The sequence below is a fragment of the Sulfitobacter sp. SH22 genome, from assembly GCF_965641905.1.
Taxonomy (GTDB): Bacteria; Pseudomonadota; Alphaproteobacteria; order Rhodobacterales; family Rhodobacteraceae; genus Sulfitobacter.
This window is the reverse complement of record NZ_OZ282573.1, coordinates 2,492,615-2,505,581: the sequence shown is the minus strand read 5'-3', so window position 1 is coordinate 2,505,581 and position 12,967 is coordinate 2,492,615. Positions and strand designations below refer to the sequence as shown.

Below are 12,967 nucleotides of genomic sequence, written 5' to 3'. Positions count from 1 at the left end.
CGCGTTTTCGAGCTCTCTCGAGACAACTTTATCCCGTTTTTCAGCCTGAATGTTTTGAACGGTCACATCTGCCGAAGACTGCTCTTTAATACAGATAGTTGATGCCGAACAAGAACATGTTCGGCGGCGCAAAAAGCAGCCGTGCCTCAAGTTTCTCCGTAATCTGGTAATACGGGGACGCGATAACATAGGGGTTCAGGTTGCCTTCAAAAAGCGGCCGCAGGACATGGGGAGCGATTGGGCCGAGCTCCCCCCGATATCCGACCATCAAGCCGAAAGAATAATCCAAGCCGATACGGTTGTTCAGAAAAAGTGTTCTGGAGAACCCGAGGCTCCATGTTCTGTCCCCAAAGGAATTGATAAAAGTAGAGCCGCTGATGCCGTTTTTTGTCAGCGAAACAAAATGGTTCATGGAAATACTATCGGTGCTAAAGCTATCGCTGGGGTGCCATCCAAAGGGCAGATACATAAAACCGTCGGCGGCTTTTTCCCCACGGGTAAATGCAAACGCCCTGCTTGCAACAGAGTGCGAAGCTGCGCCCGTCTGCTGTTCTGGTGAACCCAGGGGGGGCAAAACCGATGAGGTTTGAGCGAATGGCGCGCTGCAGGCCAGGCACAGAATGAGCGTTAGAATGTGCCTCATGAAACAACCCTGTATTTTCGAAATCAAATGAACGCGCGCAGTTAACTTTTTTTGTAAGTAGCCGGTGACAAAACCACAATATAGACGGTTCGGGTGCGCAACATGTGCCATGCCGTTCCGGTTTTCGCGCTGACGCGAAGGGTACCTGTTTTGTTATTCGTATGTATCCCGCCAAACGGCAACCCGTTTCGGGAACAGGTGTTCCAATTCTTTATAGACGGGCGATAAGTGCGAGTAGAGCTTGGTGCGCAGATCGCGCGAAGGTTGGTACGAAGGCCCCTTATTTACTTTTGCAGAGAGGATTTCGGGATCGACGCCCGCCCTTTGTGCGCCGACAAAGTCGCAAATATCTTGGAACAGATCCGCAGGTCTGCTTGCAATATCATCAAAGAAAAAAACGCCAAGCCTGTCTTCCCCGAACACTTTTCCGAATTTTCCGATGTGGTTATGCCCGTTGCAAAAAGAAAGCTGCATAGGGTGAAGCGCTTCCTTGAACAGAAGGTCTTCGCTATTGGGCTGGTCGATTGTTTTTAAAACCATACGGGCACCAGACAGCAGCCGCTCGACCGGATCCCGAAGCATGTAAACGATCCGCGCATCGGGGGCGATCTCGCGCATTTTGCGGACCCGCTCTATCGGTTGAATACAGTATTGCGGTGTCAGTTCGCCAACAACCGGCTCTTTGAGCTGACCGAAAACCCGCAAATATGCAGGGATGCCACCGTATAAAAGGCGCAACTCGGTTGCCACGCGTTCCAGGAAATCGGGGCGAAGTGGCGCGTTGCGGGGGTCTTCGAAAAACTCTTTTGCTGCTCTGAAATGGTGCGGGTCAAAGGTTCGGGACTGATTGAACATCCGAAGCTCTTTGGTCGCGGGGACGCCGATGTTGGGGTGGTATTTCATCGAATGCCACAACCAGGTTGTCCCGGCTTTTTCCGTGCCGATACACAGAAAATCGGGCCTGCGTTCTGGTCCGATCTCGTCGACAAGGTTGGGTGTGCCTTCAGTATCTGGCCAGAGGTGCCTGATGGTAACGCCCTGTTGCTGTCCGATTGGTTTTATTCCCATCGATAACTCCAATCCTTAGACGGTCTTGTCTGAGGTTTAATTCACAAGATTTGTGATGCTTGTCCCTGTGACAGCACCCAAACCGAACAGGCTAAGTGCTTTGCGCAGCGCGATAGCGGAAGCGTTCGCGACATAAATTGCATCCCCATCCCGCATCTGGATTGTCTGGGCAAGGAAAAGCGCTTTTGGCGCACTGAAATCCAAGACGTACACCGTTGGCACGCTTTCGCCTTTTCCACCCCACCACGGTTTTCTGGCTACGCCGTGGGCACTCAAGACACCTTGTTGTTCGCGACGATACAAAAAGACATTCCCTGAATCCGCGCGCACATCCAGCAGACCGCTTGCCTTGCCAATCGCTTCGAGCAACGTGATCGACGGTTCGCTGAAGGGGACGTCACCGGGGCGGTTGACCGATCCCATTATGGTATAGCTTTCCGGATTGTGCAGAACGGTGACGGTGTCATCGCTGCGCAACGCGATATCCTGGCGTGAATCCGTTTGGATGCGCTCCAACGAGGCCGTTGACGTTTGCCCCCTGCGCGTGATTTTCACCGAAATCTCGTGGGCAGGGTTGCGTGCGCCGCCGGCAGCAACCAGTGCCGCAGAAAGCCGCTCTCCGCGCAGGTTCATCTGTAGTTTGGTGGGACGTACGACAGCCCCCATGACCGTAACGCTGTTGTTGGCATTCAGCGCTATCTCGACGGTTGCCTGTGGTTCAATTGCCTTGCCCTGAAGTGACGCAACGATCTCTTGCTCGATCTTTCGGGGTGTTTGACCTCTGGCCTGGATCGTCCCGACATAGGGCAGCGATATCAGCCCGTCCGGTCCAACCGTCACGTTTGGCAAGCTGACGGTACCGTTGCCGGTATCGTTGCTGAAAAGCCCGCCACGGCCCGCTTCGAAGATACGGATGTTCAGCCGGTCCCCTACGCCAACAACAAGGTTGGACGTCAGCACCGGTGCGTTCAAAAAGGCGGCTGAAAATCCGTGACGTCCCGCAGCTGAAAGGCGTTTGGCAACATCATCCGTGATAGGGACAAGCTCGTAGCCCTGCACTTCTGCTTGCTCCAGAACCTCTTGGGCAGACGGGCCTTGTGCCGGCAACGAACAGTTCGCCAAAACGGTCAAACCTAACGCCAGCGCGAGATACCTCACTGAGGTTTGGCATATACAAAGGGTCGGGTATTTCACGTCTGTTCCAGTTTCTACGAGCTATGTTCGCGGACGACGTACACAAGCATGACGCCAATCGACCAGAGCATTGTCGCAAACGCAATGAAGATTAAGATATTTGAGGTTCTTTTGGGATAGAGCGATTTTTCCGGCAGGCTGGGCTGAACAAACGCGGCCAGGTAACGCTGCATACGATCTGCCTCGATCCGGGCGGCCTCTCGTGATGCTAGTGCCGTAAAATAAGCCCTTTGCAGGAAATCCAGGTCCACGACCAAGTCTTCGTAGACCCCGATCTGGGAGGTAAGCGTGGGGCCGGTGCCTTGTGTCGCTCCTCCGTTTTGTGTTCCTGATCCCATTTTCGCGCGCTGGCTTTCCAGCTCTTGCCCCATCGCTGCGATCTGTCTTTTCAGGCTTTTCACACTTGGCGATTCGTCGTCAAGCACGCCTGCCAACGCGCCCAATTGCGCCCTCGTGGCTGCCATTTTCCCTTCGAGATTGCCCAAAAGCTGGATCTGTTGACCTGCGGCCGCAGTCGGGTCTACCTCCTGTTGGGATTGGCGGAAGGCTGCGATCTTTTCACGGTGTGCGGCAAGTTGCAGTTCAACACGGGCGACTTCACCTTCGGCGCTGCGCATCGTGTCCTGACGCGCGCGTTCCGAAATGGTGTTCACCAGTTCATCACAGATATCGAGGATCGCAGCAGATATCCGTTGGGCGTCTTCGGGCGAGAATGCCTGCACCTGCAACGTCATAATTTGCGAAGACGTATCAAAATATATCGAAATAACCCGTGCCAGATATTTCACCACATCTTCTTTGGTGCTGTCTGCCTCAAGGCGCATCAACGGGTCGATTGTTTCCTGACTGTACATGGCGCGCAGATCCAGCCGGGCTTCCAATTGGTCAACCAGATCGCGACTTTCGATGAAATCCACGATCATGTAGCTGTCGCTGATTGTCGAAGACGCGGTCGACACGCTCGACACGATGCCGAGCAAGTCCGTCGGGGCCGATGCCCCCGGTGATTTGATCGCGAATTTGCTTTCCACCACATAGCGGTCAACAGCAACTGCGAGGTAGTAATAGGTCACAACCCCCGTTGGCAGGATTACAAACAGTACAAAACTGAGAATTGTCAGAAGTCGCCTGAAACGCTGCGCCCGATGTGACCGTCTATTGATCTCTCCGGCGTTCAAAACGTGGATTTTCTGAGCGGACTTATCCTTGGGTGAAGCTGCTTCTAATGATGGCGCATCCGCTGACATGTTATCGTCCAAAAGTAGAGTAAGATTAATATATGCGAAAATGCCAATTTGAGCAATGGTCCGCAAAGTGAGAGGTCTTAGGCGTTGAGTGCCCGGTAATGTTCGATCGCGCCTTCCAGTTCTTCATAGTAGATAAGATTGCCGTCATCGACAATCAGACCGGATTGGCAGTGCTCGCGCAGGGCCGGCATCGAATGGGACACCATGATCACCCTTGCCGTCGGTAGCCGGTCACTGAAGGCGCGCTTTGACTTGCGTTGAAACCGCTCGTCACCAACCGCCATCACTTCATCAATCAAAAACACTTCGAAATTGATCGCCATGCTTAATCCAAAGGCAAGGCGCGCCCCCATACCGCTAGAGTATGTCTTGAACGGTTCATAGAAAAACTGCCCGAGTTCGGCAAAGCTTTCTACTTTATCAATGACCTCTTCGGTGTTCTGGCGATAGATACGGGCGACAAAGCGGACATTTTCGATGCCGCTTAGCTCGTGGTGAAAGCTGCCCCTAAAACCGATCGGCCAGGAAATCGTTTTGTGGCGGGATGTTGTGCCGGTGTCGGGCTTTTCGATGCCCGAAATCAGCCTCAGAAGCGTCGATTTTCCTGCACCGTTGCGGCCAAGTATCGCGGTGTTGCGCCAGGGAAGCGAAATGGTCGCCCCCTTCAGGATGACCTTTCTTCCGGTCCGCAAGGGATAGGTCTTGGACACGTTGTTTAGGTCAATCATACGCTCCGAAAACGTGTCAGCCATTCACCCACCAATCCAAAAAAGTTCAACACAACAACCCATGTAAACAGGTAAAACAAGTCAACATCGGCATCATGATAGCCATGATAGTACCCTGAGCGGAACCCTTCGATACCATGTACGAGCGGGTTCCAGACCAGAACACTTCGATAAAGTGTCGGTACAGTGGAAATCGAAAAGAAAACGCATGATACAAAGAACGCAGGCCCCATGATGACCATGTAAACATTTGAAATGGAGGGCATGAAACGGCGGATGACGGCCAGACTTACACCTGCTCCAAACGCCATCATGAGCAGAAAAAACAACGTCAGAAACATCAGCGGAATATTGTCGGGTGGCGGAGCGCCAAGCGCGAAAATCTGGAAACAAAGAACCAGGGTAATGACAACAGCATGGGTCGACCCATCAAGGACCAGCCGCGCCAATGCCGCATCCATCGGCTTGACCATCGGATAGTTGAACAAGGGGCGGTTTTGATCGAACGACATGCTGATGTAGCTCGAGGTATTTCGGAAGAGCTGGAAGGATAAGACGCCCGTGGCAAAGAAGAGCGCAAAGTCGCTGCGCCCTCCGGTTCCGATCAGTTGAAACAGAAACGTCAGAATGGAGATCAGCAAGACCGGTTCAATGATCGCCCAAGTATAGCCGATGCGTGCCCGCCCATGCCTTACACGCGCTTCTCGGAGCACCAGTGCAAATATGACGCTAATATGAGTGACGAGTGGCGACATCTGTCTCACTAACGTGTTGCGAAAACGGGCATTTGACAAGCGGCTCTAGCGATAGTCGCCGCTGTGAGGGAGACAGTCAAATAATTGACCGACTGGCGCAAGGGGAATCTGGCGCATCTGAAAGGTTGCCTGTGCTGCTTGTCCATATGCAGGGCCCTGAAATCAGCGGCGTTCAAAGCTGGAATTTCTGCGGTAGGGTTTCTGAAAAGAGAGCTGAAAAAAAACAGCGCGACGCAGCGACCCGCGAACCGATATGGGGTATTGACGGCATGACCTGCGCAATGAAGCGTAAGCGCGGCGTTAACTGTTTGCTGCTTGCGTTCCATGGGGTTATCCACTTGCTGACAGTTAGTTAACCTTTCGGCAACTCAGGGCGGCACAGACAAAAGCGGCAACCATCAAAGAGATCATTATTGTGGATACGAGTACATATGTGATTGGCCAGGCTTGTCGTCTGCCGGGCGCAAAAGATGCCAAAGCTTTTCGGTCGCTTCTGCGTGAAGGAAAGTGTTCTGTTACCTCTGTTCCACAGGACCGCTGGAACCATGATCTTTTCCTTCATCCCAAGCCCGGGACGCAGGGCAAATCCTATACTTTCGCCGCAGGTGTATTGGACGATATCTGGGGCTTTGACCTGTCTGCCTTCAACCTCTCGCCCCGCGAGGTCATCTTACTAGACCCGCAGCAGCGCCTGTTGATGCAAGTTGTGTTCGAAGCACTTGAGGATGCCCATATTGATCCTGCAAGTTTGGCGGGGCAGCGGGTCGGGGTCTATGTCGGCGCATCCAGCATGGACCACGGCACCATCCTGGGCCGCGATCCTTCCTTGACAGACGCCTATATGATGACGGGCAACACCCTGTCTTTGGTGGCGAACCGGATTTCGCACGCTTTTGATTTGCGCGGCCCAAGCTTTGTCGTCGATACGGCGTGTTCATCGTCTCTTGTTGCGCTGGACGTCGCAAGCAAGGCGTTGTCCTCGGGCGAGATCGATACCGCGATTGTTGGCGGGGTTAACCTTTTGCTGAACCCCAGCAGCTTTGTCGGTTTTTCCGCCGCTCATATGTTGTCGCAGGTGGGCAGGTGCCAGTCATTTTCCGACAGTGCAGACGGGTATGTGCGCGCAGAGGGCTGCGTTGCCGTTGTTTTGCAGCGTTCCGATGTTGTGCCGCGCCGCGCCCGCGCGGTTGTGCTGGATACAGACGTAAACGCAGATGGTCAGACGATGAACGTCGCACTCCCCTCAGAGGAGGGGCAGTTCAGTTTGCTGTCAGGACTGTATCAGCGGGCCGGGCTTGACCCGAACGCGCTGTCCTTCATCGAGGCACATGGCACAGGTACGCTTGTGGGGGACCCGATCGAGGCGCGCGCATTGAGCCGTGCGATTGCGCAACAGCGCGACGCGCTTTTGCCAATCGGGTCGTCCAAGTCCAACGTCGGGCATCTTGAACCCGCTTCGGGTCTTGTGGGGCTGCTCAAGACGTTGGTTGCGTTTGAAGATCGGGTTCTGCCTGCGTCGTTGCACGCGGAAAAACTGAACCCGAATATTGATTTTGACGCGTTGAACCTTGTCGTCGTTCGCGACGCGCTAAAGCTGCCAGAGACGGGAACTCTGCTTGCGGGGGTCAGTTCTTTTGGTTTCGGTGGCGTGAATGCGCATTGCATTGTGCAATCGGTCGAAGCGCCTGCCGAAGCTGCGGGCCCGGTACGGCAAGACAGGCTGGTGGTGACGTCGGCATTTTGCGAGGGCGGGTTGAAAGAGCTTGCCGCAGCCTATGCTGAGAAATCAGATCACCCGCAGGCATTTTGCCAAGGCGGGCTGGTTGATCAGATGTGGGCCGGACGGGGCTTGCACCAAAAGCGCCTCGCGGTTCTGGCCGACGGGGCGGAGGCTATGAAGGAAGCGCTGCAAGCTTTCGCAAAAGGGCAACCGGACCATAGGCTTGTGCAGGTGGAGTCGCGGCGCGCTGGTCTGCCAACGGTGTTTGCCTATTCTGGCAACGGTGCCCAATACGGGGGCATGTGCCGTCTGGCATTGGAAACCGACCCGACCTATCGCCGTGTGTTCGAACGTATCGACGCGGAATTCAACCAGATCGCCGGTTGGTCGCTTATGGACAGCGTAAACGGGGATGCGCTGACCACCCCCAGCGGTGATATCGCACAATGCCTGTTGTTCGCAGATCAAATCGCCCAGACTGAATCCTTGGCCGAAAAAGGGCTAAAGCCTGCTGCCGTGATGGGCCATAGTGGCGGTGAGATTGCGGCGGCTCACGCAAGCGGTGCGCTATCGCTGGGGCAAGCAGTTTCACTGATTGTCCATCGTTGCGCCAATCAAAAACATATCCAAGGCAAAGGGAGCATGGCCGCCTTGCAGGCAGGTGCTGCCGAGGCCGAGGCGGCTTTGGCAGTCTTCGATCACGCCGACCCTGATTTTCCGATTGCGATTGCGGCCATCAACAGCGCGCGCAGCGTCACACTGACCGGACCGAAACCCGAGCTACAGCGCTTTGGCAAATGGGTAAGAAAAACCTATCGTTTTGCTTGTGTACAGCTTGATCTGGATTCCCCTTACCATTCGGTCTTGCTGGACCCTTACGAGGCGCAGTTTCGTCATGCCTTGGGGGATTTTCAGCCGTCGGACGCTTTGGTCCGCTATTTCTCGTGCACCAGAGGGTACGAAGTGGCCGGAGCCGACTTGGGGGCCGGATATTGGTGTGACAATCTGCGGCAACCCGTCTTGTTCCAATCCGCTGTTGAAAGCGCGATTGCGGCTGGCTTTGATTGTTTCCTTGAAATCGGTGCCAGCCCTGTTTTGGCAAGCTACATCAGCGATAGCGCAAAAGCTGCGACAGGCGATGTCGTGGTCACCCGCACGCTTTCAAAAACAGATCCTATGGGGGTGAACCCCGTTGCGCGGGCCTTTGCGCGCGCGGTCCTGAGCGGCTGCGCGTTTGACGAAAGCAAAAGCTTTGCGCCCCCCAAGGGTCCGGCCATCGACCTGCCACGCTATCCTTGGCAAAACACCCAGCTCAGGGCGACCGACAGCCCTGAAATCCAACGGCAGCTGGGGTTGAACAGCAGCTATCACACCCTTCTCGGGGCTTCGGTTGCGTCTGATATCGGGGTGTGGCGACGTGATCTGGATGAACACGTCATACCCGCCTTGAAGGATCATAAACTGGGCGAGACCGTTTTGTTACCAGCCACTGCCATGGCAGAGATGGCCATTGCCGCAGCGCGTCAGGTTTCGGGCAATTCCTTGGTTGAGATCACGGATCTGGATCTGGTTGCGCCCGTGATTTTGTCAGGTGGCCAAGGGATTGAACTGCAAACGACCGCCAACCGCTCCACAGGTCAGATCGCGCTGCACTCTCGGGCACGGTTCAGTCAGGAACCGTTCAGGGAAAATATGCGGGCGCGGTTTTCTGTGCTTTCTACCGCACCCACGCCACCAAGCGCGCGCGCGCCGTTGCCCGTCACAGACGCCGAGAACCGGGGCCGTTTTATCTATGAAAACGCGGCGCGGTGTGGTCTGAATTATGGCCCCGCCTTTCAAGGCATCGCTGCTGTGCGTGTCGGCAATGGCATGGCCGAGGTGGTCTTGGCGGAGGGATTAACCCTGCGTCCCGGTTTTGTCCCGATCGGGGTCGATCCTGTCCAGATGGATTGTTTGCTTCATGGCATTCTTGAGATCAGCGGGATTGGCCGGGGGTCGGATTTCGACCGCGCCGCGATGGGATTTGTGCCGATCCGTGTGGAGCGGATAAAAGTATTTGCGCCCGGCGAAGCGCTCAGCACAGGACGTATTGAGGTGCGCACGGTCGGCACCAAGTCTGCGCTTGTGGACGTCACCGGTTTTAACGCCGATGGGCAGCCGGTTGTGTGTTTTGAAGGTTTGCGCCTGCAAGCTTCGTTCTTGCTGGCACCCGTCGAATTTGACCAGCACGCCTATCATGTCACGGCCCGCCCGATCCTACCTTGTGTCGCAGCACTGGATGACGGGGCCGTTGTGGCGTCGATTGCGCAGGCAGTGACACCTCAGGCAGAGGCCGACGATAGTAATCTGCTTTTGACCGCAGCAACGCATCAGGCAATCTGGTCTGTGATGCGTGAACACGCAGACGACGACGGCGTTTACAAAATCGCCCACCCTCAGCATCGGGCAGAGCAAACGTTACTGGGAATGCTGGCCGCCTTGGATCTTGCCGTTCCTGACGATGTGCCTGACCAGTGGCACCTGTCCAAGGTATCCGAGCTTCCGGAATCCAACGACATTGCCCATGGCCTATTGGAAGAACGCCCTGATCTGGTCTCCGACCTTTCCGTTTTGTTGCGTCTCCCGGATGCACTGCGACAGGTCTTGGCGACCGGGGCAGGGGCCTTGCCCGAACCTGAAACGCTTTATGGACGTGAAGCGCTGAAAACCTTGGGGAACATGCACCCAAAGGCCGCCCGGATATTGAGGATTGCGGTGAAAGGGCTGATAGGCTCGGTGCCTTGTGAAAACCGTGTGCGTGTCGGCGTCGTGGGTCATGACCTTTCGGCGTTACATGCGGTGCAGGGCTCCCATCCGGGTCTGGAAATCGTTGAAATCCGCAGACCCTCTTTTGAGGGGGCTTCGGAACAAACTGAATTCGCGTCGGTCCCATGGGATAGCGCGGCGGGCTTTGATATCGTCGTCGTGCTGGCCCCTGCAACCCTTGTGAAACCGGATGCGGAAGCTTGGCTTCGAAGCGCGGTCAATGCAGGCGGCGCAGTCTTGATCCTGAACCAAAGCCTGCCCGCACTTGCTAAGGCCGCATGCGTGACCACGCTGCACCCCGCCGATCAGGCACCAAGGACAGAGCGCCTTCAGCAGCGGTATGAACAGCACCTCGGGGTGCCAATGCAGCGTTTTGCGCTTCCTGATGACGCAGCCGGTGGCGATCTTTTGTTGGCGCGATTGCCTGCCGCTGCCGCCGATGACGAGATTGATCTGGCAAGCGGGGCCGACCCGTGGCTCGATGTTTGGCAAAGCCTTTATGGCCCGTGTCAAACGGCTTGGCACAGTCTTGAGCAGGTTACCCCCGCCGATGACACTGCACCTGTGTTGGTGAAACGATCACAGGGCGCAAAAGCCACGCTGGCTGAAAGTTTGCTGTGTTTGAAGGCGGTGGTTCTGGAAGCTGCCCAAGCTGGCCGTCCGGTCATTGTTGCCTTGCCCAACGGGGCGCAGTTTCATGGCGCGCAGCCTGCCGATCCGGAACAATTTGCATTGTGGTGCAGCCTGCGCACCATATCGAACGAATATCCTGCGCTCAAGATCACTGTGATTGATGCGTGCGATCTGGATGATGCGACAGGTCTGTTGAAAGCGCTTCGCGCGCTTGCCCGATCTGCACCAGCTGAAACCGAGATTGTTTTGAGGTCCGACACCACACTGGGCTTGCGTGTTGAACTGGGGCTGCCAAAGCCCGCGCCTGGCCGCGCTTCGGACGAGGATACATCCCTGACACTGGCGTGCCTCGGTTCGCGGCGTCTGAACGGATTGTCGTGGCAACAAACCCGGCGGGCAAAGCTGGGTGCGAATGAGGTCGAGGTCGAAGTCGCGGCAACCGGGTTGAACTATCGCGATGTCATGTGGGCATTGGGCTTGCTGCCCGAAGAAGCCTTGGAGGCCGGATTTGTCGGCGCGACCCTTGGGTTGGAATGTGCGGGTAAAGTGGTGCGCGTTGGTGCTGACGTCTCAAAGGTGGCCGTCGGGGACCCTGTGATCGCTTTCGGGCCATCGTCCTTTGGCACGCATCTGGTGATCGAAGACAGTTGGGTTACCGCCGTCCCGCCTGATCTGCCCCTTGATCAGGCGGCAACATTGCCGGTTTCATATTTCACCGCCCAATACGCGCTGGACTATCTCGCGCGACTTGGGGAGGGCGAAACGGTCTTGATCCACGGTGGTGCCGGTGGTGTTGGCCTTGCCGCCATTGCCGTGGCGCAACGCGTTGGGGCGCGCGTCATCGCGACGGCGGGCAGCCCTGTGAAACAAAACCTATTGGCTGAACTGGGGGTGGATCATGTCTTGTCATCCCGGGACATGGTCTTTGTCAGCCAGATCCGCGAAATCACCGATGGTCGGGGTTTGGACGTTGTCCTGAATTCGCTTGCCGGCCCCGCGATGGAGGCAAGTCTGGGATTGCTGCGGCCCTACGGACGCTTTCTGGAGCTTGGCAAACAGGACTATTATGCAAATACATCTGTCGGTTTACGCGCCCTCAAGGACAATATTTCCTACCACGGGATTGACGTCGACAGCTTGCTGGCCGACCGTCCGGAGATTGCAAAGGCTGTCCTGAAAGATGTGATGGCCCATGTGGCGGATGGCCAGTATCCCCCCTTGCCGATGACGGTTTTTGAGGCGGAGGATGTGGCAGAGGCTTTCCGGCTCATGCAACGGTCGGGGCAGATCGGCAAGGTTGTCGTGACCCCGCCAAACGTCGGCAGTCTGGCGTCATCGGAACCTGCTCAATCTCCAATGTTTATGGCACGCCCCGACGGGTGGCATGTCATCGCGGGCGGCTTGGGTGGTCTTGGCTTTGAATGGGCTGAAATACTTCGGCAACGGGGTGCCAAGCGGTTGGCGCTGCTCAGCCGGTCTGGCAACCCTGCTGACGACGTCGCCACGCGCATCGAAAAATTGCGCAGCGATGGTGCGGAAGTGCGGATTATTGCATGTGATATCACAAACAAGCCGACCCTGTTGTCGGCTCTGGACGCATTGCGCCGCGATGCACCACTGGCAGGCGTTTATCATACCGCGATGGTCTTGGAGGATCGTCGGCTTCAGGACATCGACGCCGCCTATCTGGATCAGGTGCTAACGGTGAAAACCCTTGGGACGGATAACCTTGATCGGGCGACCCGGTCGGACGATCTTCAGGCCTTTGTTGCGTTTACGTCGCTGGCGACGCTTGTCGGGAACATTGGGCAATCCGCTTATGTCGCGGCAAATGCCTATCAAGAGGCGGTGATCAAACGGCGGGTGGCGGATGGATTGGCAGGGCTCGCCGTGGGCTTTGGCGCGATTACGGATGTTGGATATGTGGCTCGGGACGAGGCACTGTCGAAGATGCTGTATCAGGTAACGGGCAAGCTACGGTTCCCGGCGGCAGTGGCGTTGGGCGCATTAACGCGCCTTCTGGAGCAGCCCTTGCCTGACCCTTGCGTAGATGGGGTGGGCAAGCGCTTTGGGTCAGCTCTCCGTGCTGGGTCATCCAAGTCACGAGCGCCTGCACAGACTGGCCGTGTCATCCGGTCAGGGGCAAAACTCGGGCACCCTGCGTGCTGATTTGT

7 protein-coding genes are annotated in these 12,967 nt (G+C 56.2%); 1 reads left to right on the top strand and 6 read right to left on the bottom strand.

Features of this window, described 5'->3' with window-relative positions; genetic code table 11:
* Positions 1–85: 85 nt before the first annotated feature.
* From ACSQ13_RS14350 to ACSQ13_RS14325, 6 genes are all read right to left on the bottom strand, one after another.
* Entirely contained in the window at positions 86–643 is a 558-nt protein-coding gene (locus ACSQ13_RS14350) for a hypothetical protein (protein ID WP_295510912.1), read from the bottom strand.
* A gap of 153 nt (positions 644–796) precedes the next feature.
* Positions 797–1,711 (bottom strand): sulfotransferase, encoded by a 915-nt coding sequence (locus ACSQ13_RS14345; protein ID WP_295510910.1) that lies wholly within the window; start codon positions 1,709–1,711, stop codon positions 797–799.
* A 36-nt stretch (positions 1,712–1,747) separates the two neighbouring features.
* The gene (locus ACSQ13_RS14340) at positions 1,748–2,869 is read right to left on the bottom strand and encodes a polysaccharide biosynthesis/export family protein (protein WP_373028983.1); all 1,122 of its coding nucleotides are present in this window, start codon (positions 2,867–2,869) and stop codon (positions 1,748–1,750) included.
* A 50-nt stretch (positions 2,870–2,919) separates the two neighbouring features.
* Positions 2,920–3,978 carry a hypothetical protein gene (locus ACSQ13_RS14335; protein ID WP_295510908.1) on the bottom strand — a complete coding sequence of 353 codons (1,059 nt, stop codon included), beginning with the start codon at positions 3,976–3,978 and terminating at the stop codon, positions 2,920–2,922.
* A gap of 251 nt (positions 3,979–4,229) precedes the next feature.
* Positions 4,230–4,904 carry an ABC transporter ATP-binding protein gene (locus ACSQ13_RS14330; RefSeq protein ID WP_295510906.1) on the bottom strand — a complete coding sequence of 225 codons (675 nt, stop codon included), beginning with the start codon at positions 4,902–4,904 and terminating at the stop codon, positions 4,230–4,232.
* Complete coding sequence (locus ACSQ13_RS14325) at positions 4,877–5,674, bottom strand: ABC transporter permease (RefSeq protein ID WP_435988118.1); 798 nt, start codon at positions 5,672–5,674, stop codon at positions 4,877–4,879. Before ACSQ13_RS14325 ends, ACSQ13_RS14330 begins: the two co-directional genes overlap by 28 nt.
* Positions 5,675–6,050: 376 nt before the next feature.
* Here ACSQ13_RS14325 and ACSQ13_RS14320 point away from each other — a divergent pair, with 376 nt between their 5' ends.
* Positions 6,051–12,962, top strand: a complete 6,912-nt coding sequence (locus ACSQ13_RS14320) for a type I polyketide synthase (RefSeq protein WP_295510901.1) — start codon at positions 6,051–6,053, stop codon at positions 12,960–12,962.
* Positions 12,963–12,967: the final 5 nt, after the last annotated feature.

Bases quoted from the DNA above. Each gene is read 5' to 3' on its own strand.
- ACSQ13_RS14345 (WP_295510910.1), bottom strand. From the start codon at position 1,711: ATGGGAATAAAACCAATCGGACAGCAACAGGGCGTTACCATCAGGCAC.
- ACSQ13_RS14330 (WP_295510906.1), bottom strand. From the start codon at position 4,904: ATGGCTGACACGTTTTCGGAGCGTATGATTGACCTAAACAACGTGTCC.
- ACSQ13_RS14350 (WP_295510912.1), bottom strand. From the start codon at position 643: ATGAGGCACATTCTAACGCTCATTCTGTGCCTGGCCTGCAGCGCGCCA.